The sequence below is a fragment of the Mycobacterium sp. genome, assembly GCF_036490025.1.
Lineage (GTDB): Bacteria > Actinomycetota > Actinomycetes > Mycobacteriales > Mycobacteriaceae > Mycobacterium.
The window spans coordinates 1-25,743 of sequence record NZ_DASXEP010000150.1 but is presented as its reverse complement, the minus strand read 5'-3'; the positions used below and the strand labels follow the sequence as shown (position 1 = coordinate 25,743).

At 66.9% G+C, this 25,743-nt stretch carries 23 protein-coding genes; 10 read left to right on the top strand and 13 right to left on the bottom strand.

Annotated elements, in window-relative coordinates; all coding sequences use genetic code 11:
* Positions 1–2: 2 nt before the first annotated feature.
* From VGG53_RS17145 to VGG53_RS17135, 3 genes are read right to left on the bottom strand one after another with little or no spacing between them, the layout of a single operon-like run.
* Positions 3–623, bottom strand: a complete 621-nt coding sequence (locus VGG53_RS17145) for a GNAT family N-acetyltransferase (protein ID WP_331519272.1) — start codon at positions 621–623, stop codon at positions 3–5.
* Entirely contained in the window at positions 620–1,393 is a 774-nt protein-coding gene (locus tag VGG53_RS17140; protein ID WP_331519271.1) for a TIGR03084 family metal-binding protein, read from the bottom strand. The genes VGG53_RS17145 and VGG53_RS17140 overlap by 4 nt, the downstream gene beginning before the upstream one ends.
* A gap of 9 nt (positions 1,394–1,402) precedes the next feature.
* Positions 1,403–2,680: an MFS transporter gene (locus tag VGG53_RS17135; RefSeq protein ID WP_331519270.1), complete on the bottom strand. Its 1,278-nt coding sequence runs from the start codon at positions 2,678–2,680 to the stop codon at positions 1,403–1,405.
* 145 nt (positions 2,681–2,825) lie between these two features.
* Between VGG53_RS17135 and VGG53_RS17130 the strand changes: the two genes are divergently transcribed.
* Positions 2,826–3,431 carry a YqgE/AlgH family protein gene (locus VGG53_RS17130; protein ID WP_331519269.1) on the top strand — a complete coding sequence of 202 codons (606 nt, stop codon included), beginning with the start codon at positions 2,826–2,828 and terminating at the stop codon, positions 3,429–3,431.
* Positions 3,432–3,495: 64 nt separating this feature from the next.
* On the opposite strand, the gene VGG53_RS17125 is transcribed toward VGG53_RS17130, so the two are convergent.
* A complete protein-coding gene (locus VGG53_RS17125) occupies positions 3,496–3,837 on the bottom strand; it encodes a hypothetical protein (protein WP_331519268.1) in 342 nt (113 codons plus the stop codon).
* Between the two features lie 41 nt (positions 3,838–3,878).
* The gene (locus VGG53_RS17120; protein WP_331519267.1) at positions 3,879–4,808 is read right to left on the bottom strand and encodes an LpqN/LpqT family lipoprotein; all 930 of its coding nucleotides are present in this window, start codon (positions 4,806–4,808) and stop codon (positions 3,879–3,881) included.
* A gap of 203 nt (positions 4,809–5,011) precedes the next feature.
* Here VGG53_RS17120 and leuS point away from each other — a divergent pair, with 203 nt between their 5' ends.
* Positions 5,012–7,897 carry a leucine--tRNA ligase gene (leuS, locus tag VGG53_RS17115; RefSeq protein ID WP_331519266.1) on the top strand — a complete coding sequence of 962 codons (2,886 nt, stop codon included), beginning with the start codon at positions 5,012–5,014 and terminating at the stop codon, positions 7,895–7,897.
* Between the two features lie 12 nt (positions 7,898–7,909).
* On the opposite strand, the gene VGG53_RS17110 is transcribed toward leuS, so the two are convergent.
* The 8 genes from VGG53_RS17110 to VGG53_RS17075 all read right to left on the bottom strand — a co-directional run bounded on the left by VGG53_RS17110 (position 7,910) and on the right by VGG53_RS17075 (position 15,479).
* The gene (locus VGG53_RS17110) at positions 7,910–8,581 is read right to left on the bottom strand and encodes an SDR family oxidoreductase (RefSeq protein WP_331519265.1); all 672 of its coding nucleotides are present in this window, start codon (positions 8,579–8,581) and stop codon (positions 7,910–7,912) included.
* A 187-nt stretch (positions 8,582–8,768) separates the two neighbouring features.
* Positions 8,769–9,281 (bottom strand): MarR family winged helix-turn-helix transcriptional regulator, encoded by a 513-nt coding sequence (locus tag VGG53_RS17105; RefSeq protein ID WP_331519264.1) that lies wholly within the window; start codon positions 9,279–9,281, stop codon positions 8,769–8,771.
* Positions 9,282–9,333: 52 nt separating this feature from the next.
* Positions 9,334–10,083 carry an amino acid ABC transporter ATP-binding protein gene (locus tag VGG53_RS17100; RefSeq protein WP_331519263.1) on the bottom strand — a complete coding sequence of 250 codons (750 nt, stop codon included), beginning with the start codon at positions 10,081–10,083 and terminating at the stop codon, positions 9,334–9,336.
* Positions 10,080–11,864, bottom strand: coding sequence for an ABC transporter substrate-binding protein/permease (locus VGG53_RS17095; RefSeq protein ID WP_331519262.1), 1,785 nt, complete (start codon positions 11,862–11,864; stop codon positions 10,080–10,082). The genes VGG53_RS17100 and VGG53_RS17095 overlap by 4 nt, the downstream gene beginning before the upstream one ends.
* Entirely contained in the window at positions 11,861–12,652 is a 792-nt protein-coding gene (locus VGG53_RS17090) for an LLM class F420-dependent oxidoreductase (protein ID WP_331519261.1), read from the bottom strand. Before VGG53_RS17090 ends, VGG53_RS17095 begins: the two co-directional genes overlap by 4 nt.
* A 129-nt stretch (positions 12,653–12,781) precedes the next feature.
* Positions 12,782–13,684 (bottom strand): alpha/beta hydrolase, encoded by a 903-nt coding sequence (locus tag VGG53_RS17085; RefSeq protein WP_331519260.1) that lies wholly within the window; start codon positions 13,682–13,684, stop codon positions 12,782–12,784.
* A 91-nt stretch (positions 13,685–13,775) separates the two neighbouring features.
* A complete protein-coding gene (locus tag VGG53_RS17080; RefSeq protein ID WP_331519259.1) occupies positions 13,776–14,882 on the bottom strand; it encodes an inositol-3-phosphate synthase in 1,107 nt (368 codons plus the stop codon).
* 54 nt (positions 14,883–14,936) lie between these two features.
* Positions 14,937–15,479: a PadR family transcriptional regulator gene (locus VGG53_RS17075; RefSeq protein WP_331519258.1), complete on the bottom strand. Its 543-nt coding sequence runs from the start codon at positions 15,477–15,479 to the stop codon at positions 14,937–14,939.
* A gap of 226 nt (positions 15,480–15,705) precedes the next feature.
* On the opposite strand from VGG53_RS17075, the gene VGG53_RS17070 reads away from it, so the two are divergent.
* From VGG53_RS17070 to VGG53_RS17035, 8 genes are all read left to right on the top strand, one after another.
* Positions 15,706–16,140 carry a DUF5318 family protein gene (locus VGG53_RS17070; protein WP_331519257.1) on the top strand — a complete coding sequence of 145 codons (435 nt, stop codon included), beginning with the start codon at positions 15,706–15,708 and terminating at the stop codon, positions 16,138–16,140.
* Complete coding sequence (locus VGG53_RS17065) at positions 16,133–18,643, top strand: transglycosylase domain-containing protein (protein ID WP_331519256.1); 2,511 nt, start codon at positions 16,133–16,135, stop codon at positions 18,641–18,643. Before VGG53_RS17070 ends, VGG53_RS17065 begins: the two co-directional genes overlap by 8 nt.
* Positions 18,640–20,292 (top strand): glycosyltransferase family 87 protein, encoded by a 1,653-nt coding sequence (locus VGG53_RS17060; protein WP_331519255.1) that lies wholly within the window; start codon positions 18,640–18,642, stop codon positions 20,290–20,292. The genes VGG53_RS17065 and VGG53_RS17060 overlap by 4 nt, the downstream gene beginning before the upstream one ends.
* An 84-nt stretch (positions 20,293–20,376) precedes the next feature.
* Positions 20,377–20,667, top strand: a complete 291-nt coding sequence (rpsF, locus tag VGG53_RS17055) for a 30S ribosomal protein S6 (protein ID WP_331519254.1) — start codon at positions 20,377–20,379, stop codon at positions 20,665–20,667.
* 240 nt (positions 20,668–20,907) lie between these two features.
* A complete protein-coding gene (locus VGG53_RS17050; protein ID WP_331519253.1) occupies positions 20,908–21,426 on the top strand; it encodes a single-stranded DNA-binding protein in 519 nt (172 codons plus the stop codon).
* A 37-nt stretch (positions 21,427–21,463) separates the two neighbouring features.
* A complete protein-coding gene (gene rpsR, locus VGG53_RS17045) occupies positions 21,464–21,718 on the top strand; it encodes a 30S ribosomal protein S18 (protein ID WP_325686246.1) in 255 nt (84 codons plus the stop codon).
* Positions 21,719–21,749: 31 nt separating this feature from the next.
* Positions 21,750–22,208, top strand: coding sequence for a 50S ribosomal protein L9 (gene rplI, locus VGG53_RS17040; protein WP_331519252.1), 459 nt, complete (start codon positions 21,750–21,752; stop codon positions 22,206–22,208).
* Between the two features lie 607 nt (positions 22,209–22,815).
* Positions 22,816–25,464, top strand: coding sequence for a replicative DNA helicase (locus tag VGG53_RS17035; RefSeq protein WP_331519251.1), 2,649 nt, complete (start codon positions 22,816–22,818; stop codon positions 25,462–25,464).
* Positions 25,465–25,743: the final 279 nt, after the last annotated feature.

Sequence of the window (25,743 nt, the reverse complement as noted above, 5' to 3'; positions counted from 1 at the left end):
CTCTAGCGGGCCTCGGGAACATCCTGGGGCGTGCGGGGTAACGCGTAGAGCGCCATCTTCCGGTTGCTCATGTCGTGCTCACCAAGGAAGGCGCATCCGGCGTATTCGCACAGTCGTCGCGCCGAGGTGTTGCGGTGATCGGGGTCGAACATGATTCGGCGGCAACGAGGTTCAACCTCGAAGACGCTGGCGATGATGCGCGGTAGCAGGAACGGCCCGAGCCCCTTGTTGACGATCGACAGCTCGGCGATGGCCGCGTGCAGCCCGACATCATAGGGATCGGCGTGATATCGGGTGGCGATGGAATCCTTTGCGGCGCGGTAAACTTCGACATACCCGCCGTCTTCCCCGTGCAGGCTGCCGACGAACGGGCGGGAATAGCTGCCGGCTCGCTGGGCGCGTAGATATTCGCGCCATCGCGACGCCGGCCAGGCCGATTCCCATGCCTCCACGAGGTGCGGCATGTTCATCCACCGCGAGATCATCTCGGCGTCGGTGTCCGGATCGGCCAGACGGAGCGCGTAGGGCTCGGCCAGCACCGGTGTGGGCGGTGCCGGAGCGTCGCGGACGTCGTCGCGGAGGCCCCCGGTCAGCTCCCGCGGCAGGATCGAAATCGCGCTCATCGACCGACGCCCGGTGGACCGGCGAAGGCCTGCGCGATCGGCAGCCAGCGCGCCGCGTCGTCGCCGTCGGCAGTCACGTCCAGATCGCGCAAGGGGCGTCGTTGGGTGACCAAAAAGCAGAAGTCTTCGGCGGTCCCGGTGACCCGCTGCGACGCCTCGGCAGGACCCCACGACCAGGTGCCGCCGTCGGGTGCGCGCAGCTCCACCCGAAACGGGTCACTCGGCGGCTGCTGACCGTTGAGGACGAACGCGAAATCGCGGGTGCGCACCCCGATGTGCGCGATGGATCGCAGCCGCGCGGTGGCGGCCCGGGTCACGCCGAGGGCGTCGGCGACGTCGAGGCCGTGCGCCCAGGTCTCCATCAACCGCGCGGTCGCCATGGACGAGCCGCTCATCGGCGGTCCGAACCACGGCAGTTTGCGGCCGTCGGCAACGGTCAGCAGGGCATCGTGCAGCCGGGTGCGGGTGAGCCGCCAGTCGGCGAGCAATTCGGCGGGCGGGACGGCGGCGGCTTCGTCGGCGGCGGTGTTGACGAAGCCGACCGGGTCGTTCGCGGCAGTCTTCACCACATCGGCGAAGGCATCCTCGTCGGTGACCGCAATCAGCGCGCCGCGGTCGGTCCACAGCAGGTGTCCGATCTGATGGGCGATTGTCCAGCCCGCGGCGGGCGTCGCGGTAGTCCAGGCAGCGTCGTTGAGCGGGGCGACCAGCGCGTCGAGCTCATCGCTTTCGGCGCGCAGGTCGTCGACAATCTGCGACAAGTCGGCCACCTGGGTACCTTAGCGATTCGCGGCGCGGCCGACGACACTGTGTATGGCTAGCCCGCACAGGTAGACCGCGGCGCCGGCCACGATCAGCGCGGGCGAATGACCATCGCCGGGAACGACGCCGGCCGCCGCGGTGATCGCGGCGATGAACGCCACCCAGAACAGCGAATCCTGCACGGCGAACACGTGTCCGCGCAGCGCGTCGTCCACGTCGATCTGAATCGCGGTGTCGGCGCACAGTTTGACCACCTGGCCGACCGCCCCCAGCAGGAACCCGCAACTCAGTAACACCCACAGCTGCATGCCGACCCCGGCGATCTCGAGGGCCACCGCGATCGCCAACGCGCCGTTGGCCGTCGCGTACCGCCCCCAGCGTCGCACCGCCGGCGGGGTGATGACGTTGGCCAGAAATGATCCGGCGCCGGCCGCGGCGACGAACAGCATCGCGCTGCCCAGCGCGGAGACGGCGGCCACGTCGCCGCCGCGTACCACCAGCAGTACCACCAGCGAGTTGATCCCGAAAACCATTCGATGCGCTGCCAACCCGGACAGGGTGGCGGCGACGGTGGGCCTGTCCCGCACCGTGCGCAAGCCGTGCATCCAACCGGTCAGGACGGCGTAGACGACCGACCCGTGGATCGCCCGCCGGGTGTCGTCGGGGCCGAGCACGCGGGCGGCGAATCGCAACGACAGCAACAGCGCGATCAGCAGCGGGATGATGACCAACAAGATGGCCGACGCGGCCCCCCTGTCGCCCGAGCCGAAGAATGCCCTCGGCACCAGCATGAAGTTGGCCCCGAGAAAGACCGCGATCGCGCCGACCGCCGAGGCGATCGAATTCATCACGACGACCTGGTCGCGGGGCACCACGTGAGGCAGGGCGGCCGACAGTCCCGACGAGACGAACCGGGCGAGGCCATTGACCACCAGCGCGCCGCACAGCACGAGAAAATCGCCGGCGCCGACAGCCAGGCAGATCCCCACGACGGCCACCGCTACCACCCGGCCCACGTTGGCGGCGACCAGCACCAGGCGGCGGTCCCAGCGGTCCATCAACGCCCCGGCGAACGGACCGAGTAGCGAATACGGCAGGAACAACACCGCGAACGCACCCGCGATCGCCAGCGGACGGCTGGCCCGCTCGGGGTTGAACAGCAGCGCGCCGGCCAGGGCGCCCTGGAACAGGCCGTCGCCGAACTGGCTCGTCATCCGCAATTCCAGCAGCCGCCAAAAGTCCGGCAGGCTGCGCACCGAGCGCCAGACGGCGACCGGCGCGCGCGGAGGAGTCACTGAACCTACTTCCCGATGGAGCCTGGCGCGGTTGGACCCAGGGGCCGCGGGCCGGGCATCGAGCCCCTGTTAACAACAGTACAAATTCCTTGCAGCGCCCTTCGTGTTCGCCACGGAGGTCGGGCCCGGATGCCATGATGGAGCAGTGGCGCAGTCCGAAGACCCAGAAGACTATGTTGCCCCCACCGCGCACCGAGTGCGGGCGGGCACTTTGCTTCTCGCGAATACAGACCTGCTCGAGCCGACGTTCCGGCGCAGCGTGATTTACATCGTCGAGCACAACGACGGAGGCACGCTGGGCGTGGTGCTCAACCGTCCCAGCGAAACCGCGGTCTACAACGTGTTGCCGCAGTGGGCCCAGGTGGTGGCGAAGCCGAAGACGATGTTCATCGGCGGGCCGGTCAAGCGCGACGCGGCACTGTGCCTGGCGGTATTGCGGGTGGGCGCGGTTCCCGACGACGTGCCCGGTCTGCGTCATGTGGCCGGCCGGATGGCGATGGTCGATCTCGATGCCGACCCGGAGTCGATCGGCCAGCTGGTCGAAGGTGTGCGGATCTTCGCCGGATACTCCGGCTGGACGATCGGCCAGTTAGAGGGCGAGATCGAGCGCGACGACTGGATTGTGTTGTCGGCGTTGCCATCTGACGTTCTGGTCGCGCCGCGGGTGGACCTGTGGGGCCGGGTGCTGCGACGTCAGCCCCAGCCGCTGTCGCTGCTGGCCACCCATCCGGTCGACGTCAGCCGCAATTAGGCCGGCAAAACCGCTCAGCGATAACGGCTTTCGCGACGACCCCACCGCACGGACCGTGCTGCGGTCAATGGCATGCGAGCGTGCAAGCCGCGCAGGTCCCGCCGCAGCCGGCCGCGGCGTCTTCGTGACGCAGGGCGTACCGGGCGGTCTGATACGAGCCGGCGCCGAGTGTTCCCAGGGCGCCGATCGCGCACACGCAGATGACCGGCAGCGCGGTCGCGACCGGTGCGGCCAGGGCCACCGTCCCTCCGGCGGCCAGCATGATCGCGGCGGCCAGCTGCGGTGGCGCGACCGAGCGCAGGATCAGCCCGGCGGTGCCGGTGCCGGCGGGTCGGGCCAACGACCGCAGTCCGAGTACGGCCATTACCATCGCCGCGCACACGCACAGCACTCCCGCGATGAGCATGGGGCCACAATACGAGGCCGCGTCGGCCCCGTTGCGGCGCCCTAGTGTGCCAGCGCCTGGGGTGGGGCGACGGGCGCCGGCGGGGTCGCGGGCGCGGCGGGCGGTGCCGGCGCAGCAGCGGCGGCCGGCGGCGGAGCTGCCGGTGCGTTGGACCCCGGCGCGCCCGCCCGGAATCCGTTGATGATGCCGTCGGTGGACGGCGCCTCGGCGACGGTCGCGCCGGCCTCCGTCGTCACCGCGAGCGACACCAGGTACTTGTCCGGTCCGGACGCGACGATGACATTGCGGCGCGAGGTGTTGAGCGTCATCTCGTTCTGCCGGTAAGTGCCCTCGATGATCGACGACGGCGAACCGTTGAAATCAGCCAGCGAGGCGTTGGTGGTGCGCCAGGCGGGTAGTTGCTGGCTGTCGATGTAGCCGTGGGTGATCGCTTCTTTCGGGTCGAAGTCACCGACCAGGCGGTACACCACCAGCTGGGCGTTGGGCGTGTACAGGCTGCTGCTGTGCCGATTGGCGGTCACCACGAACGCGTCGGGGACGTTGGGGTCGGGCACCTGCGTCCACCCTTGCGGCATCGGCAAGGTGATATCGAGCGCCTTGAAATCCTTCGCCTGCTGCGGCTCGAGGTTGACGTTCTTGCTCGCGAAGAATTCCCGCAGTGTCCCCGAGCCGGCCGGGGCGAGTTCCGGCGGTGCGGCAACCGGCGGTGCGGCAGCCGGCGGTGCGGCGACCGGTGGTGCGGCGACCGGCGGCGCCGGGGCCAGCGCGGGCGAGATCGGTGCCGGTGCGGCCGCGGCCGTTCCGGGCACCGGGTTGCCGGCGGCCTGCGGCATCGGGGCCGGGACGGGGCCGGGCCGGGGCGGGAACGCCGGATCGGCGGACGCCGTGGGGCCGGCAAGCCCCAACACACCGATGGCGCCGACGGCCAGACCCGCGACCGTTACTCGCCAGCTACGGCCTATCTGCATCATGAGAGCCGGTCCTTCCCTGCTCGCTCGGGTGTGGTGTTGTGTCGAAGTCGCAGAAAGCGACTGTAACCAGGGACAAGCGCCGGCTTCCAGCACTGGAATCGACCTGGAATACACCTGGGATAAACCCTGATCGGTCTGCAATCCAAACGAGACCATCGCCTGCCCGGCGGCCCGACCACCTGCGTCCTTATAACCTGTTGGGCGTGACCGCTTCCCCCACGGCCCCTGCCGGGCAGGCCGACCCCGACGCGCCGCGGTTCCGCTACACCGCGGACCTCGCCGGCCGCATCGAACAAACCTGGCAGGACAACTGGACCCGGCTGGGGACGTTCAATGTGCCCAACCCGGTCGGTTCGCTGGCACCGAAGGACGGGTCGCCGGTGCCCGACGACAAGATGTTCGTCCAGGACATGTTCCCGTATCCGTCCGGTGAAGGGTTGCACGTCGGCCATCCGCTCGGCTACATTGCCACCGACGTCTACGCGCGCTACTTCCGCATGCTGGGGCGTAATGTGCTGCACGCGTTGGGGTTCGACGCGTTCGGTCTGCCCGCCGAGCAGTACGCGGCGCAAACCGGCACCCACCCGCGTACCCGCACCGAGGCCAACATCGTCAATTTCCGGAGGCAACTGAGCCGGCTGGGTTTCGGCCACGACAACCGGCGGAGCTTTTCCACCACCGACGCCGAGTTCTACAAATGGACTCAGTGGATCTTCCTGCAGATCTACAACGCGTGGTTCGACACTGCCGCCGACAAGGCCCGTCCGATAGCTGAGCTCGTCGCCGAATTCAATTCCGGTGCACGCAAATTGGATGATGGCCGAGACTGGTCGGCGTTGTCGCCGGGAGAGCGCGCCGATGTGATCGACGCGCACCGCCTGGTCTATCGGGCCGATTCGATGGTGAACTGGTGCCCGGGTTTGGGCACGGTACTGGCCAACGAAGAGGTCACCGCCGACGGCCGCAGCGACCGGGGAAACTTCCCGGTCTTTCGCAAGCGGCTTCGGCAGTGGATGATGCGGATCACCGCCTACTCCGATCGGCTGCTCGACGACCTCGACGTGCTGGATTGGCCGGAGAAGGTCAAAACCATGCAGCGCAACTGGATCGGGCGATCCACCGGCGCCGCGGCGCTGTTCTCGGCGCAGACCACCGACGGCGAAACGGTGGACCTGGAGGTGTTCACCACCCGGCCGGACACCCTTTTCGGCGCAACGTATCTGGTGCTCGCCCCCGAGCATGAGCTGGTCGACCGGCTGCTTGCGCCGCAGTGGCCGTCCGCGGTAGATCCGCGTTGGACCTACGACGCGGACACCCCCGCACAGGCCGTCGCGGCCTACCGGCAGGCGATCGCCGCGAAGCCCGACCTGGAACGCCAGGAGAACAAGACCAAGACCGGCGTCTTTCTGGGCGCTTACGCGACCAACCCGGCCAACGGCGAGCAGGTACCGGTCTTTATCGCCGACTACGTGCTGGCCGGATACGGCACCGGGGCGATCATGGCTGTTCCGGGCCACGACCAACGCGACTGGGAGTTCGCCCGCGAGTTCGGCCTGCCGATCGTCGAAGTCATTGCCGGCGGCGATGTTTCGCAGGCGGCTTACACCGGCGACGGAATCCTGGTGAACTCGGACTACCTCAACGGGTTCGATGTCGGTGCCGCCAAGGAGGCGATCACCGCGCGGCTGGAATCCGACGGCCGCGGGCGCGGACGCATCGAATACAAGCTGCGCGACTGGCTTTTCGCGCGGCAACGCTACTGGGGCGAGCCGTTTCCGATCGTCTACGATAACGACGGGCGCGCGCATCCGCTGGATGACACGGCGCTGCCGGTCGAGTTGCCCGACGTGCCGGACTACTCGCCGGTGCTGTTCGACCCGGACGACGCCGGCAGCGAGCCGTCCCCGCCGCTGGCCAAGGCGACCGAATGGGTGCACGTAGACCTGGACCTCGGCGACGGGTTGAAGCCCTACACCCGCGACACCAACGTCATGCCGCAGTGGGCAGGCAGTTCTTGGTACGAGCTGCGCTACACCGACCCGCACAACGCAGAACGCTTCTGCGACAAGGAGAACGAGGCCTACTGGATGGGCCCGAGGCCCGCTGAGCACGGACCCGAGGATCCCGGCGGCGTCGACCTCTACGTCGGCGGCGCCGAGCACGCGGTGCTGCACCTGCTGTATTCACGGTTCTGGCACAAGGTGCTCTACGACCTCGGTCATGTCAGCTCCCGCGAACCTTACCGCCGGCTGGTCAACCAGGGGTACATCCAGGCATTCGCTTACACCGACGTCCGCGGGTCCTACGTGACGGCCGCCGACGTCGTCGAGCGGGACGGCAAGTTCTGCTATCCCGGTCCGGACGGTGAGATCGAGGTCTTCCAGGAGTTCGGCAAAATCGGTAAGAGCCTGAAGAATTCGGTGTCACCGGACGAGATGTGCGACGACTACGGCGCCGACACGCTACGGGTGTACGAGATGTCGATGGGCCCGCTGGAGGCGTCGCGGCCGTGGGCCACCAAGGATGTGGTCGGTGCGCACCGATTCCTGCAGCGGGTGTGGCGGCTGGTGGTCGATGAGCAATCCGGCCAGGCCCGGGTGACCGACGGTGCCGAGTTGGACACCGAGACCCTGCGACTGTTGCACCGCACCATCGCCGGGGTCTCCGAAGACTATGTGGCACTGCGCAACAACACCGCGGTGGCCAAGCTGATCGAGTACACCAACCACCTCACCAAGCAGCACCGTGACTCGGTCCCGCGTGCCGCCGCGGAGCCGCTGGTGCTGATGGCGGCGCCGCTGGCGCCGCACCTGGCCGAGGAGTTGTGGCAGCGCCTGGGCCATGCCACGTCGCTTGCCCACGGCCCATTCCCGGTGGCCGATCCCGCCTACCTGGTCGAAGACAGCGTGGAATATCCCGTCCAGGTCAACGGCAAGGTGCGCGGCCGGATCACGGTGTCGGCCGGCGCCGACGCCGACGCGGTCGAGGCAGCCGCGCTCGCCGACGAGAAGGTGCAGGCGTTCCTGGCCGGCACGACACCGAAGAAGGTGATCGTCGTCGCCGGGCGCTTGGTCAATGTGGTCGTCTAGCCTGCCGCATCGTCAGCGGGCGCGTGGTCTGAGCACGACCTCGTGCAGGTGCCCATCGGGCGGGGTGTCGATCGCGCGGGCGACCGCCGCGGCGACGGTGTCCGCCCGCAGGAGCCGATCGGTGTCGTAGACGGCGCCCTCGAAGGAGACCAGCTCACGTTGCATATCGGTGGCGGTGCGCCCGGGGTAGACGGTGGTGACCCGCAGCGCCGGCTCGCTCAGGCGCAGGGAGTCGGCGAACGCACGCAGCGCGAACTTGCTCGCCGAATACGAGGCCATGTTCGCCGAAGCCTGACGCCCCGACCCGGAGTTTATGAACACCACCTGACCTTGGGCGCGCCGCATGGCCGGCAGCAGTGCCAGCGTAACAGCGACTGCACCAACAACATTGACCTCGAAGGTGCTACGCCATTCATCGACGGTGGACTCGGCGACGCGCCCCGGAAGCGACACACCGGCGTTGTGTATCAGCACGTCGAGCTCGCCGATGTCAGCGGTGGCCGCCGGAATCGCGTCGGTGTCGGTCAGATCCAGCGACAGCGCGGTGGCGCCCAACCGCTGCGCGGTGGCCTGCAGCGCAGGCGAGGGTCGTCCGGCTAACAACAGGGTGTAGGTCGGTGCCAGGGCGTCGGCGATGGCGGCACCGATCCCGCGGCTGGCACCGGTGATGAGCGCGGTCGGCATGCTTGTCAGCTTAAGGGCGATCGCAAGCGCGGCGGAGCCGGGCGCAGCGGGTCGCCCTGGCAACCTGAGCCGATCGCAAGCGCGGCGGAGCCGGGCGCAGCGGGTCGCCCTGGCAACCTGAGCCGATCGCAAGCGCGGCGGAGCCGGGCGCAGCGGGTCGCCCTGGCAACCTGAGGACAGGAGGGTTCTACGAGGTCTGGTCACCGTTGGTCTGGGCAGCGGCCGGGCTGGCCGCCGACTCGCTGGCCGCCAACCGCTCCAGCGGCGCCAGCGCCTTGGTCAGCGCCTCCTGGTCGGGCTCGCTGAGGTGGCTCAGCAGGGTGGCCAAAGCGGCGATCCGATTGGTCAGCGACTCCCGGTGAACGGCCAGGCCGCGCGGGGTGATGTCGACCAGCACGGCACGCAGGTCCGACGGGTCGCGCGAGCGCTTCACCAGGCCGATCTTCTCCAGCCGGCGGATCGCCACCGTCGTGGTGGGCGTGCGAACACGCTCGTGTGCGGCCAGGTCGGTCATCCGGATCGGGCCCCGGTCGAGCAAGGTGACCAGAATGGATAGTTGGGCCAGGGTGAGGTCGCTGCCAATCGCGGCGGCGGCGCTCGGATCACCGCGACGCAGTATGGCGAACAGCTTTGACAGCGTGCGGTGAAGCCCCTCCGCCAGCTCGGTGAGCTCCGGCACGGTGGCTTCGCGTTCCGCCATAGTTCGACAGTCTAACCTGTCGGCAGTTCCGAGGCCCAGGATTGGGTTCTGCTCACAGGACCTGCGACAAGAAGCGCTGCAGTCGCTCGGTTGTTGCTGCCTCGAATATCTGCTCAGGGGGCCCGGTTTCCACGACCTGGCCGTGATCCATGAAGACCACGGCGTCGGAGGTGGACTTGGCAAAAGCCATTTCGTGCGTGACTACCACCATCGTCATGCCGTCGGAGCCCAGGTCCGCGATCAGCGCCAGGATTCCCTTGACCAGTTCGGGGTCCAGCGCCGAGGTGGCTTCGTCGAAAAGCATCACCTGCGGTGTCATCGCCAGCGCCCGGGCGATCGCCACTCGTTGCTGTTGGCCGCCCGACAGGGCGCCGGGACGGCTGTCGGCCTTGTGTTTCATGCCCACCCGGTCCAGCTGGGCCAGTCCCAACTCACGGGCCGCGTCGCCGGGCAGGCGCTTGAGCTTGCGCGGCGCCAATACGACGTTGTCGAGGACGCTGCGGTGCGGGAAAAGGTTGAAATGTTGAAACACCATGCCGATCCGCTGGCGCACCGCATTCGGGTCGTCGGTCAAGACCGACTGTCCGTCGAGCAGGATGTCGCCGCTGTCGGGCTCCTGCAACCGGTTCAACACCCGCAGCAAGGTCGACTTGCCGGAGCCCGACGGCCCGATCACCGCCACCGTGTTACCGGCGGGCGCGCTGATGTCGACACCGCGCAGCACCGCATTTCGGCCGAACGACAAGTGAATTCCGTTGCCCGCCAACGACACCGACTTCGTTTGCACACCGCGGCCGGTCACGTCATCCCCTGGGTGGTGGCCGAGGCGATGCGGTCCAGCGGATCCGCCGGTTCACCCGCGGATCGGCCGTGCCGAAGCCGGTTGTCGACGACGTTGACCAGGTGGGTCAGCGGGATGGTCAGAATCAGGTAGAACACCCCGGCCGCCACCAGCGGCGAAAGGCTGCCGGTCTGCGCGTTGAGGTCACGGCCGACTTGGAACAGCTCACGCTGACCGGCGATCAGGCCCAGGAAGTACACCAGCGCGGAGGCCTTCAGCAACGCGATGAACTGGTTGACTAGCGCGGGCAGCACCCTGCGGATGCCCTGCGGTAGCACGACCAGCCGCATCGCGGTCTGGTAACTCAGCCCCAGGGCGCGCGCGGCGTCCAGCTGCCCAGGCTCGACGCTTTGGATGCCGGACCGGAAAATCTCGCCCACGTACGCCGCCGCCGTCAGACCCAGCGCGGCGATGCCCAGCGGATACGGATTGCTATTGGTCAACCCGCCCACGATCGGGCCGACGCCGAGGCCGATCAGCAAGATGATCACCACTTCGGGCAGCCCACGGAAAATATCGGTGTAGACCCGCGCCGGCCAGCGCAACCAGCGGGCCTGCGCGATACCGGCAACCGCAAGTGCCATGCCGACGATCAACCCGATCAGGCCGGAGCTGACGGTCAAGATCAGCGTGTTCGGCAGACCCGTCGTCACCATCGCGGGGACGGCCTGCTTGTACAAATCCCAGTCGAAGAACGACTCCCGTAGCTGAGCGAGGATGCTCTTCGGTGGCGGAACCTCGTCGAGCGTTCGGTGATTGTGCTCGGCGATCGCCGCGAAGTCCGGCAGGTGCGGTGTCAGCGCCGATTTCGATCCCGGTTTCCATCCGCGTGGCAGCGGCCGCGGAACCCAGTCGGTGTACAGCTGCGACCAGGTGCCGTCGGCGATCACGGCGTCCAGGCCGGCGTTCAACGCCGCGATGAGCGGTCGGTTGTCTTTTGCCACCGCGTACGCCACGTAGTTGCCCAGCCCGAATGTGTAGGCGGCGACGGCGGCGGTGTCGCCGGGCCGCATCACATTGGTCGCCTCCATCGCCGGGGCCACCCAGGCATCGATCTGATGGGTCTTCACGCTGGTGTACACGGTGGTGAAGTCCGGGAACTTCACCGGCTCGAGATGCAGCGCGTCGACGACATAGGCCTCTTCGACAGTGCCTTGAACCACGCCGATCCGCTGTCCGCTGCCCAGCTCATCGAAGCTGCCGATCGGCGAACCGGACGGCACGATCAGCGACAAGTAACCGAAGTCGTAGCCGTTGGTGAAACCGACTGTGCGACGGCGTGCTTCGGTGGCCATGATCGACGACGAACCGACGTCGAAGCGCCGCGCCCCGACCTGGGCGAGCAGGCCGGAGAAGTCGGTGCCGACGAAGACGACCTGCAGCCCGAGTTTCGCGGCAATCGCTCGCAGCAACTCGTTGTCATAACCGGTGTAGCGCCCCGCGCTGTTCAGGCAGCTGGTCGGGGGACCCCCCGGCATGGTGCCGACGATCAGCGACCCGGGTGTGCGCAAACCCAGCTTGTCGAGGTTCACCGAGCTGAGCGGCTCGACGTCGGCGGTCGTGTACTTGTCCTCCTGGGGCCGGTTGGCGGTAGCCAGCTTCCTCGGCAGGGCGATGGCGCCGTCTTTTCCCGACGGCTTGCATAGGTTGGTGTCAGCCGCGGCCGGCGGCGCCGGTAGCAGAGTGCAGGTCAGCAGGATCGTGGCGAGCAGCGCGGCCAGCTTTGACGCGCCGGCCGTCATGCCGTGTCACGCCACCGGCACAGCGCCTCGGCGTCGCTCAGGTCGTAGTCCGGTCCGTTGACCCCGACGGTCAGCAGCGTCACGCCGAGTGCCGCCAGGCCTTGCGCGCCGGCGATCAGCCCGCCGTTGCCCGCGTTGACCCCGGCTGAGCGTTCGATGGCGTCGGGATCGCGCCCGACCGCCGCACAGTGCTCGGCCAACACGGCCGCGGCCTGCGGGTAGCTGTCGACGGTGGTGAAGCCGTGCCAGATGTCGCCGTGCTCGGCGACCAGTCGCAGCGTCTTCTTCGGGCCCTTCCCGCCGATCAGCAGCGGGATGTCGCGGGTGGGCGCGGGGTTGAGCTTGGCCAGCCGGGATTTGATCCGCGGCAGCGCGGCGGCCAGGTCGTCGAGCCGGCCGCCGGCGGTGCCGAATTCGTAGCCGTACTCGTCGTAGTCCTTTTCCTTCCAGCCCGAGCCGATGCCCAGAATCAGCCGGCCGTCGGAGATGTGGTCGACGGTGCGGGCCATGTCGGCCAGCAGCTCCGGGTTGCGGTAGGAGTTGCAGGTCACCAGGGCGCCGATCTGGATCCGCGAGGTCTGCTCGGCCCAGGCGCCGAGCATGGTCCAGCATTCGAAATGCGCGCCGTCAGGGTCGCCGTACAGCGGGAAGAAGTGGTCCCAGTTGAAGGCGACGTCGACGCCGATGTCTTCGCATCGCCGGACGGCGTCACGCAGGTGGCTGTAGTTCGGGGAGTGCTGGGGCTGCAGCTGGACGCCGATGCGGATCGGCTGGGCGGAAGAAGTCATGCCCTCCACGGTAGGCGGGGGTTGCCGGTGTGCTCATGTCGGTATTTGCAGATGTCCAGCACCGCGGCCGAGCGCGTCGCCGGTGTCGTCATCTTGGGCAACACCTGGCCCGAGTAACGCCAACCCGGCTCAGCTGCCGCCGAGGACCCCTCGCAGGATCTCGGTCAACACCAGGGGCTGATCGCTCTGCACGGAGTGACCCGAGTTCTGCACGATCTGCAGGCCCCGGAATTGCTGTGCGCGCCTGGCCAATTCGTCGGCGTCCTGGTCGGTGACGAAGCCCGATTTCCCGCCGCGCACCAGCGTGACCGGCGCCGGCAGGCCGGCGAAGTCGTCCCACAAGCTGTCGAAGTCGGGAATCTTGCGGATACTGTCGTAACGCCAGGTCCAGGTCCCGTCGTCAAGTCGCTGGGAGTTGTGAAACACGCCGCGCCGCAACGATTTCCGGTCGCGGTGCGGTGCCGCGGCGGTAGTCACCGCCAGGATCGAGTCGAAGCTGAGGAAGTTTCGCTCACCGGCCACCAGCGCGACCGTGCCCTGCTGTTCGGTGGTCAGTTCTGCGTAGCGACGCAATGCTGACGGGGTGACGTCGACCAGCACGAGTTCGCGGACCAGTTGCGGCGCAATGGCGCCCAGCCCGATCGCGGTCAATCCGCCCAGCGACATGCCGACCACCAGCGGGGCGTCTGGGGCAAGGTCATTGATCACCGGCGCGACGGCGGCCGCGTTGTTCTGCGGCGAGTAGTCGCCGTCTTCGCGCCAGGCCGAATGCCCGTGGCCGGGCAGGTCGACCGCCAGCGCCGACACGCCCAAACCCACGATCACGGTGTCCCAGGTGTGCGCGTTCTGCCCGCCGCCGTGGAAGAACACCACGCGGGGCGACGACTCGCCCCACTGCAGCGCACTGATGCCGCCCGCCTCGACGCGGCGCACCTCGGGTAGCGGACCGCTGACGCCGGCCTGCTCGGCGTTCTCGGGCAGCAGCCCGAATTCGGACAGGCCGGCCAGCTCGTCGTCGGAAATGTCGGTCATGAATCTCGACACTACGAGACCTGCCCGAACGTCGAGTTGTTGGGCGAGTCAGCCGAGACGCGGCCCGACAACTCGACGTTGGAAGGGAATGTCAGCCCTCGCTGATGAATTCTTCGAGCTGGGTCCGCGCGACGTCGTCGGGCAGCTGCTTCGGCGGGCTCTTCATCAGGTACGCCGACGCCGAGACAACCGGTCCGCCGACGCCGCGGTCCTTGGCGATCTTGGCCGCACGCACCGCGTCGATGATGACGCCGGCCGAGTTCGGCGAATCCCAGACCTCGAGCTTGTACTCCAGGTTCAGCGGCACGTCACCGAAGGCGCGCCCCTCGAGACGGACGTAAGCCCACTTGCGGTCGTCGAGCCAGCTGACATGGTCGGACGGGCCGATGTGCACGTCTTTGGTCTTGAACTCACGCTGCACGTTCGACGTGACGGCCTGAGTCTTGGAGATCTTCTTGGACTCCAGCCGCTCACGCTCGAGCATGTTCAGGAAGTCCATGTTGCCGCCGACGTTGAGCTGCATGGTGCGATCGAGTTGCACACCGCGGTCCTCGAACAGCTTGGCCATCACCCGGTGCGTGATGGTGGCACCGATCTGGCTCTTGATGTCGTCACCGACGATCGGCACACCGGCGTCGGCGAACTTCTTGGCCCACACCGGGTCAGATGCGATGAACACCGGCAGCGCGTTGACGAATGCCACGTTGGCGTCGATCGCGCACTGGGCGTAGAACTTGTCGGCTTCTTCGGATCCCACCGGCAGGTAGGACACCAGCACGTCGACCTTGGCCTCGCGCAGCACCTTGACCACGTCGACGGCCTCGGTGTCGGAGATCTCGATCGTCTCCGCGTAGTACTTGCCGATGCCGTCCAGCGTGGGGCCGCGCTGCACCGTCACGTTGGTCGGCGGCACGTCGGCGATCTTGATGGTGTTGTTCTCCGACGCGAAGATCGCCTCGGACAGGTCGAAGCCGACCTTCTTGGCGTCCACGTCGAAGGCGGCCACGAACTTCACGTCGCGGACGTGGTACTGGCCGAACTTCACGTGCATCAAACCGGGCACGGAGCTGTTCTCGTCGGCGTCGTAGTAGTACTGAACGCCCTGGACCAGTGAGGACGCGCAGTTGCCGACGCCGACAATGGCGACTCGTACGTCCGACTGTGCACCCGACGCCTGCGGCGCGTTCTGCTCACTCATGGGGCGTTCTCCTCTACTCGGTATCCGTGTCGTGATGTGGTGGTGTATCCGGCCCTAGGCCTGCTCTGCGCTGCGTTGCGCAACACGTTCGGCCGCGATCAACTCATTGAGCCAGTTGACTTCGCGCTCGCTGGATTCCAACCCGAGCTGATGTAACTGCCGGGTGTAGCGGTCCAGCGAATTGGTGGCCCGCGCAATTGCTTCACGCAGACCCTCTCGACGTTCTTCGACCTGGCGGCGGCGGCCCTCCAGGATGCGCATCCGCGCCTCGGCCGGCGTGCGGTTGAAAAATGCCAGGTGCACGCCGAACCCGTCGTCGGTGTAGTTGGACGGGCCGGTGTCGGCCACCAGCTCGCTGAAGCGCTGGCGGCCCGCTTCGGTCAATTCGTACACACGCCGGGCCCGACGCACCGGCGTGCCGGCCGGCGCGGCGTTCTCGGCGATCAGGCCGTCGGACTGCATCCGTCGCAGCGCGGGGTACAGCGATCCGTACGAGAATGCCCGGAATGCTCCGAGCAGACCGGTCAGCCGTTTGCGCAGTTCGTAACCATGCATCGGCGACTCGAGCAGAAGTCCCAGGATGGCGAGCTCCAGCATCGAGTCACCTCCTTTGCCCGGTCTTATGCAACGCTGTTATGTCGGCAAACAGTCTCGCGTGATTGTATCGGCCCGATATATTCGACGCCACTCCGGTCGGCCAGCTGATGTTCTCGCTCTGTTCAGCCGTCGGCCAGCCGCGCCACTGGTTTGTGAGTGCTTCGTCGGCCGGAAACGTAATCGACCTAGCTCTCGGCAGCGTCCTCGCGGACGTACTCTGGTCATCGTGCGATTGCAGCGACAGGTGGTGGACTACGCGCTTCGGCGTCGCTCCCTGCTGGCCGAGGTCTACTCCGGCCGGACCGGCGTCTCCGAAGTGTGCGATGCCAATCCCTATCTGCTGCGCGCGGCGAAGTTCCACGGCAAGGTCAGCTCGGTCATGTGCCCTATCTGCCGCAAAGAGCAGCTGACGCTGGTGTCGTGGGTGTTCGGCGATCATCTCGGCGCGGTGTCCGGGTCTGCGCGGACCGCCGAAGAGTTGGTGTTGTTAGCCTCGCGGTTCGACGAGTTCTCCGTACACGTGGTGGAGGTATGCCGAACCTGCAGCTGGAATCACTTGGTCAAGTCCTATGTGCTGGGCGCGACGCGCCCTGCGCGTCCGCCGCGAAAGTCGCGCAACACACGGACGGCGCGGAACGGCGCCCGCACGGCCAGTGAATAACGAAGGGCCGCAAGACCAGTCGTCCGCTGGTACCCCGTACGGGTCAGGGGGCGATGACGGGTCCACACAGGCGCCCGGTTCGCCGCGACCGACTTCCCGGCGGCGCGCGGCTCCGCCCGACGACCGGCTGACCACGATCCTGCCGCCCGTCCGGGACGACGGGCCGAATCATCTGCGCGATCCGATCGAGGCGGTGAAGGCCGCGCTGGGCGCTCGGCCGACGTCCCGGCCCTCGGAGCGCGATCCGCTCGAAATGGCCACGGCCGCACTCGAAGCCAAGACGCCACGGCGTCACCAGCAGCCCGCCGGTGGCCCGCCGCCGGTCGGCCCTCCGCCGGGCCCGCCGCGGGGCAAGCCAGCGCTGCCGGGCTGGGTGCAGCGACTCGACTGGGACTGGCTGCAGCAGGTCAACTGGAGGTGGGTCCGTCGCGCGCTCTACGTCGGCGCCGTGGTCATCCTGCTGCTGCCGATCGTCACCTTCGCGATGGCCTACTTCATCGTCGACATTCCCAAGCCCGGCGACATCCGCACCAACCAGGTCTCGACGATTCTGGCCAGCGACGGCTCCGAGCTGGCGAAAATTGTTCCGCCCGAAGGTAATCGGGTGGATGTCAACATCGACCAGGTGCCGGTGCATGTCCGCCAGGCGGTGATCGCGGCCGAAGACCGCAATTTCTATTCGAACCCGGGCTTCTCGTTCACCGGATTCGCGCGGGCGATCAAGAACAACATCTTCGGCGGTGACACGCAGGGTGGCTCGACGATCACCCAGCAGTACGTCAAGAACGCGTTGGTGGGTGCCCAGCGCGCCGGAGTGGGCGGCCTGGTCCGCAAAGCCAAGGAACTCGTCATCGCCACCAAGATGTCGGGGGAGTGGTCCAAAGACGATGTGCTGCAGGCCTACCTCAACATCATCTACTTCGGCCGGGGCGCCTACGGGATATCGGCAGCGTCGCGGGCCTACTTCGACAAGCCCGTCGAGCAGCTCACCGTGGCCGACGGCGCGCTGCTGGCCGCGCTGATCCAGCGCCCGTCGACGCTGGACCCTGCGGTGAACCTCGAAGGCGCCCAGGAGCGGTGGAACTGGGTGCTCGACGGGATGGTGGACATTCACGCGCTGTCACCGAAAGACCGCGCAGCGCAGCAGTTCCCGCCGACGGTGCCGCCTGAACAGGCCCGCGCGAAGGACCAGACGACCGGGCCCAACGGGCTGATCCAGCGACAGGTGACCAAAGAGCTGCTCGAGCTGTTCAACATCGACGAGCAGACGCTGAACACCCAGGGGTTGCAGGTCACCACCACCATCGACCCGCAGGCCCAGCAGGCCGCCGAGAACGCGGTATCGAAGTATTTGGACGGGCAGAACCCCGACATGCGGACCGCGGTCGTCTCGATCGATCCGCACACCGGCGCGGTGAAGGCCTACTACGGCGGCTCGGATGCCAACGGGTTCGACTTCGCCCAAGCGGGGCTGCAGACCGGGTCGTCGTTCAAGGTGTTCGCGTTGATCGCCGCGCTCGAGCAGGGCATCGGGCTGGGCTACCAGGTGGACAGTTCACCGCTGACCGTCAACGGCATCAAGATCACCAACGTCGAGGGCGAGGGCTGCGGGGTCTGCAATATCGCCGAGGCGCTCAAGCGTTCGCTGAACACCTCCTATTACCGACTGATGCTCAAGCTCAAGCGCGGCCCGGTCGACGTGGCCGACGCGGCGCATCAGGCGGGCATCGCGACCAGCTTCCCGGGGGTCCAGCACACGCTGTCCGAGGACGGCAAGGGCGGCCCACCAAACAACGGAATTGTGTTGGGCCAGTACCAAACCCGGGCTTTTGACATGGCCTCGGCCTATGCCACGCTGGCCGACTCCGGGATCTACCACCGACCGCACTTCGTGCAGAAGGTAGTCAACGCCGAGGGGAAGGTGCTGTTCGACACGGCCGGCTCCGACAACTCCGGTGAGCAGCGGATCCCCAAGGACGTCGCAGACAACGTCACGTCGGCGATGCAGCCGATCGCCTCGTATTCGCGCGGACATGCGCTGGCCGGGGGGCGGCCGTCGGCGTCCAAGACCGGCACCACCCAGTTGGGCGACACCGACGCCGACAAGGACGCCTGGATGGTCGGCTACACCCCGTCGCTGTCGACGGCGGTGTGGGTGGGCACCGTGCGCGGCGATGTGCCGCTGGTGACCACGGGCGGCTCACCGGTCTACGGTTCGGGTCTGCCGTCGGACATCTGGAAATCGACGATGGACGGCGCGCTCAAAGGCACCTCGGCCGAGTCCTTCTCCAAGCCCGCCGAGATCGGCGGATTTGCGGGGGTGCCCGCCGCGCCTCCGCCGCCTCCGCAGCCACCGCAGATGACGGTCATCCAGCCGACGATGGAGATTGCGCCGGGCATCACCATTCCGGTCGGGCCGCCGACGACTGTTCCTGTGGCGCCCGCGCCACAGGCGCCTGCACCGCCGCCGGGAGCGCCTGAGCCGGTGCCGCCCCCGCCGTGACCGTCGCCGAGTCCGATCGCGCCGACATTTCACCGCGGCCGTTGGCCGCCGACCTGCGTTCCGCCGATGACCGCGATTGCCCCAGCCGCACCGACTTTCTGGGCGCGGCGCTGTCGAATGTCGTCGGCGGTCCTGTGGGCCGGCACGCGATCATCGGTCGCGCGGGACTCCTGACGCCGCTGCGGGTGATGTTCCTGATCGCGCTGGTGTTCCTCGCGCTGGGTTGGTCGACGAAAGCGGCGTGCCTGCAGACCATCGGGACCGGGCCGGGCGACCAGCGCGTCGCCAACTGGCAGAACCAGCGCGCCTATTACGAGCTGTGCTACTCCGACACCGTGCCACTGTACGGCGCAGAGTTGTTGAGCCAGGGCCGTTTTCCGTACAAGTCGAGCTGGATCGAAAAGGACGGCGCCGGCAAGCCGCAAGCCCGCTACGACGGCAAGCCTGCGGTGCGCTACATGGAGTATCCGGTCCTCACCGGGGTGTACCAGTACGGGACGATGGCGTTGGCCAAGACCTACACCACGTTCAGCAAGCTGATTCCGGTCCCGATCGTCGCCGAAGTCGTGGTGTTCTTCGACATCGCCGCGCTCGGGCTGGCGCTGGCCTGGTTGGCGACGCTGTGGGCCACCGCGGGCCTGGCCGGCCGGCGGGTGTGGGACGCCGCGCTGGTAGGGGCGTCGCCGCTGGTGATCTTTCAGATCTTCACCAATTTCGATGCGCTGGCAACGGCTTTGGCGGTGGGCGGACTGCTGGCATGGGCGCGCCGGCGTCCGGTGCTTGCCGGGGTGCTGATCGGGCTGGGCGTCGCGGCGAAGCTCTATCCGCTGTTGCTGCTGGGCCCCCTGCTGGTGCTGGGAATCCGGACTGGGCGGCTGCGCGGGGTGGCTCGCACCGCGGTCGTGACGGCGGTGACCTGGCTGCTGGTGAACCTGCCGGTGCTGGTGCTTTATCCGCGGGGCTGGTCGGAGTTCTTCCGGTTGAACGCCCGCCGCGGGGATGACATGGATTCGCTGTACAACGTCGTCAAATCGTTCACCGGCTGGCCGGGCTTCGATTCGGACCTCGGTCTTTGGCAGCCGCCGAAGATGCTCAACACGGTCGTGCTCGTGCTTTTCGTATTATGTTGTGTAGCAATCGGTTACATCGCGCTGACCGCTCCGCGGCGGCCGAGGGTGGCGCAGCTGGCGCTGCTAGTGGTGGCGGCGTTCCTGCTGACCAACAAGGTCTGGAGCCCGCAGTTCTCGCTGTGGCTGGTGCCGCTGGCGGTGCTGGCATTACCGCACCGCCGGATCCTGTTGGCGTGGATGACAATTGACGCGCTGGTATGGGTGCCGCGGATGTACTACCTCTACAGCGTGCCCGATCGCGGGCTGCCCCAGCAGTGGTTCACCGCGACGGTGCTGCTGCGTGACATCGCGGTGCTGGCGTTGTGCGCGCTGGTGATCCGGCAGATCTACCGGCCGGAGGAAGATCTGGTCCGCTGGGGTGGCCGGGTGGACGATCCAGCGGGCGGGGTGTTCGATCGCGCCGCCGATGCGCCGCCGGCCCGGCTGCCTGGGTGGCTGCGCCCGGCCGGACTACGGCGGACCGTCGCGCCCGGCGTCGCGGCGATGCACGATTTCGCAAGCTCAGCCGCCGTCCGGTAGCCTGTGACGGTTGCCGACGCAGGCGACCCTCCTGCCACGGGGACACCGTGGCCGCACATGACCATAGGAGGTGATGAGGTTCCCATGCGTCCATACGAAATAATGGTCATCCTCGACCCCACTCTCGACGAGCGCACCGTAGCTCCGTCGTTGGAGACCTTTCTCAATGTCGTCCGCAAGGACGGCGGCACCGTGGAGAAGGTCGACATCTGGGGCAAGCGCCGGCTCGCCTACGAGATCGCCAAGCACGCCGAGGGCATCTATGCGGTGATCGACCTGAAGGCCGCCCCCGCCACGGTGTCCGAGCTCGACCGTCAGCTCAGCCTGAACGAGTCGGTGCTGCGCACCAAGGTGATGCGCACCGACAAGCACTGACCGACGACGATGCAGAGCGCGCAGCGCGATGAGGAGGAGTCGGTCAATCGAGCACTGCCGACGACGATGCAGAGCGCGCAGCGCGATGAGGAGAAGTCGGGCAGTCAAGCACAGCACGAGGGCAGGCCTGTTGACGAATGACCGCGACGCGTCGTGGTCGTTGCGTAGGCTCTCTGCGACGGCATGCTCGTGACCACCAACCGCCGATTCACGGCATGCCACGAGGACTAGGAGATCATTGTGGCTGGTGACACCGTCATCACAGTCATCGGAAACTTGACCGCCGACCCCGAACTGCGGTTCACGCCGTCGGGCGCGGCCGTCGCGAACTTCACGGTCGCGTCGACGCCGCGTATTTTCGACCGTCAGACCAACGAGTGGAAGGACGGCGAAGCGCTGTTCCTGCGCTGCAGCATCTGGCGGGAGGCGGCCGAGAACGTGGCCGAGAGCCTGACCCGCGGCTCGCGGGTGATCGTCAGCGGCCGGCTCAAGCAGCGTTCGTTCGAAACCCGCGAGGGTGAGAAGCGCACCGTGGTCGAGCTCGAGGTCGACGAGATCGGCCCGTCACTGCGTTACGCCACCGCCAAGGTGAACAAGGCCAGCCGCAGCGGCGGCGGTGGTGGCGGCTTCGGTGGCGGCGGGGGATCCCGTCAGCCGGCGGCCCAGGGCGGGGCCGCCGCCGCGACAGGCGACGACCCGTGGGGCAGCGCCCCGGCATCGGGGTCGTTCGGCGGCGGCGACGACGAGCCCCCCTTCTAACAACTTTTCAACGACAGAACGAAAGAGACGACAGAGAATGGCAAAGTCCACCAAGCGGCGCCCGGCGCCGGAAAAGCCGATCAAGGCTCGCAAGTGCGTGTTCTGCTCCAAAAAGGGCCAGGACATCGACTACAAGGACACCCAGCTGCTGCGCACGTACATCAGCGAGCGTGGCAAGATCCGCGCCCGCCGGGTGACGGGCAACTGTGTCCAGCACCAGCGCGACGTCGCGATCGCGGTCAAGAATGCCCGCGAGGTGGCGTTGCTGCCCTTCACCTCCTCGACGCGCTGACCGCGTCACGCAGAACGGAATTAGCGAAACAATGAAGCTCATTTTGACCGCCGACGTCGACCACCTCGGTTCCGTTGGCGAATCCGTCGAGGTCAAGGACGGCTATGGCCGTAACTTCCTGCTTCCGCGCGGCCTGGCGATCGTCGCCTCGCGCGGCGCCCAGAAGCAGGCGGACGACATCCGTCGTGCCCGCGAGGGTAAGCAGGTGCGCGACCTCGAGCACGCCAACGAAATCAAGGCCGCGATCGAGGGCCTGGGCGCGGTTGCGCTGGCGGTGAAGACCGCCGGTGACTCGGGCAAGCTGTTCGGCTCGGTGACCCCCAGTGCCGTCGTCACCGCGATCCGCAAGGCCGGTGGACCCAACCTCGACAAGCGGGTCGTCCGGTTGCCCAAGGGGCACATCAAGGCCGTCGGCAGCCACCCGGTCACGCTGCATGTGCATCCCGAAGTCGACGTCAAAGTCGCGCTCGACGTCGTCGCCGACGCCTAAAAGCCGATACCTAGTAACCCCCGGCGGCAGCTCGAATCGCTGCCCCCGGGGGGTATTGCTGGTTGCACAGCGAACTCATCGTCGTCGGCAATCGGTAGCGAACGTTACCGTCCGTTAACGCCGTTAATCACTCGGTGAAACACAACACGCCCGAAGTGGCAACCCGGGCCGACACGCCGAAGAGATTCCCATCCACACCAAAGGTGCAGGGGTGTGGTGCGCTTATCTGCAGCGATGCCGCAACGGCGCAGATTGCTCCACAAGTTCTCCACAACCCCTCAACACGGGCGCGGACGGATATGCACACACGATGCACAGGTCTATGAACAACCCCGTTTGGCGTCCTCGCCAGCAACCTTTAACGTCGACCCGTCGTGAGGTGACGCCGGCGTTCGAAGTCCGACAACGCGACCCGCGGTGGGAATCCCGCCGACTGCGGGACGAGTCGGTCACGAGGGCGAGGGCCGACGATGCGCCGGGGCCCCCCGATTTGGCGGGGGGCGCGGGCGGTCGGGCTGAGTCGCGCGGTGTCGGTGGTATGGCCTAGCGTCTAACCACTGATGTCGAATGTACGTTCGAACGTTGGGTGGGAGGAGGCGGGTGTCTAGTGGCGGTCGTTGACGATCTAGGACGCCCGGGCACGGACGCGCCAAGCGAAGACTATGGCCGTCAACCGCCGCAAGACCTCGCGGCCGAGCAGTCGGTGCTCGGCGGCATGCTGTTGAGCAAGGACGCGATCGCCGATGTGCTGGAAAAGCTGCGGCCCAGCGACTTCTACCGGCCGGCGCACCAGAACATCTACGACGCCATCCTGGATCTGTACGGGCGCGGAGAGCCGGCCGACGCGGTGACGGTGGCCGCCGAGTTGGACCGCCGCGGGCTGCTGCGCCGCATCGGCGGGGCGCCGTATGTGCACACCTTGATCTCCACGGTGCCGACGGCGGCCAACGCGGGCTACTACGCGGAGATTGTCGCCGAGAAGGCGCTGCTGCGCCGGCTGGTGGAAGCCGGGACCCGGGTGGTGCAGTACGGCTACGCCGGTGCGGAGGGCGCCGATGTCGCCGAGGTCGTCGACCGGGCCCAGGCCGAGATGTATGAGGTCACCGAGCGGCGGCTCTCCGAAGACTTCGTTCCATTGGAAGACCTGTTGCAGCCGACGATGGATGAGATCGACGCCATCGCCTCCAACGGCGGCATCGCTCGTGGGGTGCCGACGGGGTTCACCGAACTCGACGAGGTGACCAATGGCCTGCATGCGGGTCAGATGATCATCGTCGCGGCCAGGCCTGGGGTGGGGAAAAGCACGCTCGGGCTGGATTTCATGCGGTCGTGCTCGATCAAGCACCGGATGGCCAGCGTCATCTTCTCGCTGGAAATGAGCAAGTCCGAGATCGTGATGCGGCTGCTGTCCGCCGAAGCCAAAATCAAGCTGGGCGATATGCGTTCGGGCCGGATGAGCGACGACGACTGGACGCGGCTGGCGCGGCGGATGAGCGAAATCAGCGAAGCGCCACTGTATATCGACGACTCGCCGAACCTGACGATGATGGAGGTCCGCGCCAAGGCGCGGCGGCTCAAGCAGCGGGCAGATCTGCGCCTGGTCGTCGTGGACTACTTGCAGCTGATGACGTCCGGCAAGAAGGTCGAGTCGCGGCAGATCGAGGTGTCCGAATTCTCGCGCCACTTAAAGCTTTTGGCTAAGGAGCTGGAAGTCCCGGTGGTGGCGATCAGCCAGCTCAACCGTGGCCCAGAGCAGCGCACCGACAAGAAGCCGATGCTATCGGACCTGCGTGAATCGGGATGTCTTACCGCGAATACCCGCATCTTGCGGGCCGACACCGGTGCCGAAGTGACGTTCGGCGAGCTGATGCACTCGGGTGAGCGGCCCCTGGTGTGGTCGCTGGACGAGCAGCTGCGGATGGTGGCTCGTCCCATGACGAACGTCTTTCCCAGCGGCCGCAAGGAAGTATTCCGGCTTCGGCTGGCGTCGGGACGTGAGGTCGAGGCCACCGGAAACCATCCGTTTATGACGCTGGACGGCTGGATGCCACTGGAACAGTTGACGGTTGGCGATCGCCTTGCCGTGCCGCGCAGCGTTCCCGCACCCGTAGATACCCAGCGGATGGCGGAGTCCGAGGTGATTCTGCTGGCGCACATGATCGGTGACGGGTCGTGTGTCAAGAGGCAGCCGATTCGGTATGCCTCGGTGGATGAAGCGAACCTGGCTGCGGTGACCGTTTCGGCGGCATACTTCGGCGTGACGGCGGTGCGCGACGACTACGCAGCCGCACGGGTCACGACGCTGCGGCTGCCGGCGCCGTATCGGTTGACGCATGGTCGGCGTAATCCGATTGCCGCATGGCTCGACGAGCTCGGACTGTTTGGGCTGCGGAGCTATGAAAAGTTTGTGCCGCAAGCAGTTTTCGCATTGCCAAACGATCAGGTGGCCTTGTTCTTGCGGCACTTGTGGGCAACCGATGGTTCGGTGCGCTGGGACAAAAAGTTTGGTGGCGCGCGGATCTACTATGCGTCGACGAGCCGGCGCCTAGCCGACGACGTGCAGCAGCTTCTTCTGCGTGTCGGTGTAAATAGTCGGATTACAAGGATGCGCAAGGCGGCGTACCGTGACTGCTGGCATCTCTGGATTGACCGGGCAGAGAATCAGGTTGCTTTCTTGACCAAAGTCGGCGTGCATGGCGCACGTAGCAGAGCAGCACAGACGGTCGTGGAGGAACTGACTACGCGGGTGCGACGTCCAGGTGCAGACACGGTGCCCCGCGAGATTTGGAATCGGGTCGAACGGGCCCTATCGTCGCAGCGGATGTCGACCCGCGAGTTCGCTATGGCAGCAAGCATACGATTAGAAGGGTCGACTACGTGGACGCACGCCCCAGGGCGTCGACGGTTGCACCGGGTAGCAGCGCTTCTTCAAGGCCGAACGCTCCACGATCTTGCCACCAGCGATGTATTTTGGGACAAGGTCGTCGAGATCACCCGTATCGGCGAACATGATGTATACGACGGAACGGTTCCAGGCACGAATAACTTTGTGGCACAAGGCATTTCAGCCCACAACAGTTTAGAGCAGGATGCGGACATGGTCATCCTGCTGAACCGACCGGATGCCTTCGAACGTGACGACCCGCGCGGTGGTGAGGCGGACTTGATTCTGGCCAAGCACCGTAACGGCCCGACGAAAACGGTGACCGTCGCACACCAGCTGCACCTTTCGCGGTTCACCAACATGGCGCGCTAGACGGTATGGGTGGTTGTAGGTTCTCATCCGACTTGGCGGACTTCTCATTTTAGTGGCGGACAAGTGGCGGATCCGCCACCCAAATGAGAATCTGGTTAGTGGGCCTAGCTATTTGGGCGGGCCATCATTGGCCGTTTCGCCACAGACAGCTTCTTGACGTGGCACGCTGATTTGCGCCGCCGTTTAACGGCGTGGAGTTATCAGTGCGGGATGCAGTCGACGTTGATGTGGGTTCCGCGGTCGTTTCCTATCGGCCGACGGCGAGTGAAGAGCGGTCAG

Excerpts from the sequence above, each read along its gene's own strand:
- VGG53_RS17080 (WP_331519259.1), bottom strand. The coding sequence starts at position 14,882 with ATGAGTGAGCAGAACGCGCCGCAGGCGTCGGGTGCACAGTCGGACGTA.
- VGG53_RS17105 (WP_331519264.1), bottom strand. The coding sequence starts at position 9,281 with ATGGCGGAACGCGAAGCCACCGTGCCGGAGCTCACCGAGCTGGCGGAG.
- rpsR (WP_325686246.1), top strand. The coding sequence starts at position 21,464 with ATGGCAAAGTCCACCAAGCGGCGCCCGGCGCCGGAAAAGCCGATCAAG.
- rpsF (WP_331519254.1), top strand. The coding sequence starts at position 20,377 with ATGCGTCCATACGAAATAATGGTCATCCTCGACCCCACTCTCGACGAG.
- VGG53_RS17075 (WP_331519258.1), bottom strand. The coding sequence starts at position 15,479 with ATGCTGGAGCTCGCCATCCTGGGACTTCTGCTCGAGTCGCCGATGCAT.
- VGG53_RS17095 (WP_331519262.1), bottom strand. The coding sequence starts at position 11,864 with ATGACGGCCGGCGCGTCAAAGCTGGCCGCGCTGCTCGCCACGATCCTG.
- VGG53_RS17125 (WP_331519268.1), bottom strand. The coding sequence starts at position 3,837 with ATGCTCATCGCGGGAGTGCTGTGCGTGTGCGCGGCGATGGTAATGGCC.
- VGG53_RS17145 (WP_331519272.1), bottom strand. The coding sequence starts at position 623 with ATGAGCGCGATTTCGATCCTGCCGCGGGAGCTGACCGGGGGCCTCCGC.
- VGG53_RS17120 (WP_331519267.1), bottom strand. The coding sequence starts at position 4,808 with ATGATGCAGATAGGCCGTAGCTGGCGAGTAACGGTCGCGGGTCTGGCC.
- VGG53_RS17090 (WP_331519261.1), bottom strand. The coding sequence starts at position 12,652 with ATGACTTCTTCCGCCCAGCCGATCCGCATCGGCGTCCAGCTGCAGCCC.
- rplI (WP_331519252.1), top strand. The coding sequence starts at position 21,750 with ATGAAGCTCATTTTGACCGCCGACGTCGACCACCTCGGTTCCGTTGGC.
- VGG53_RS17110 (WP_331519265.1), bottom strand. The coding sequence starts at position 8,581 with ATGCCGACCGCGCTCATCACCGGTGCCAGCCGCGGGATCGGTGCCGCC.
- VGG53_RS17085 (WP_331519260.1), bottom strand. The coding sequence starts at position 13,684 with ATGACCGACATTTCCGACGACGAGCTGGCCGGCCTGTCCGAATTCGGG.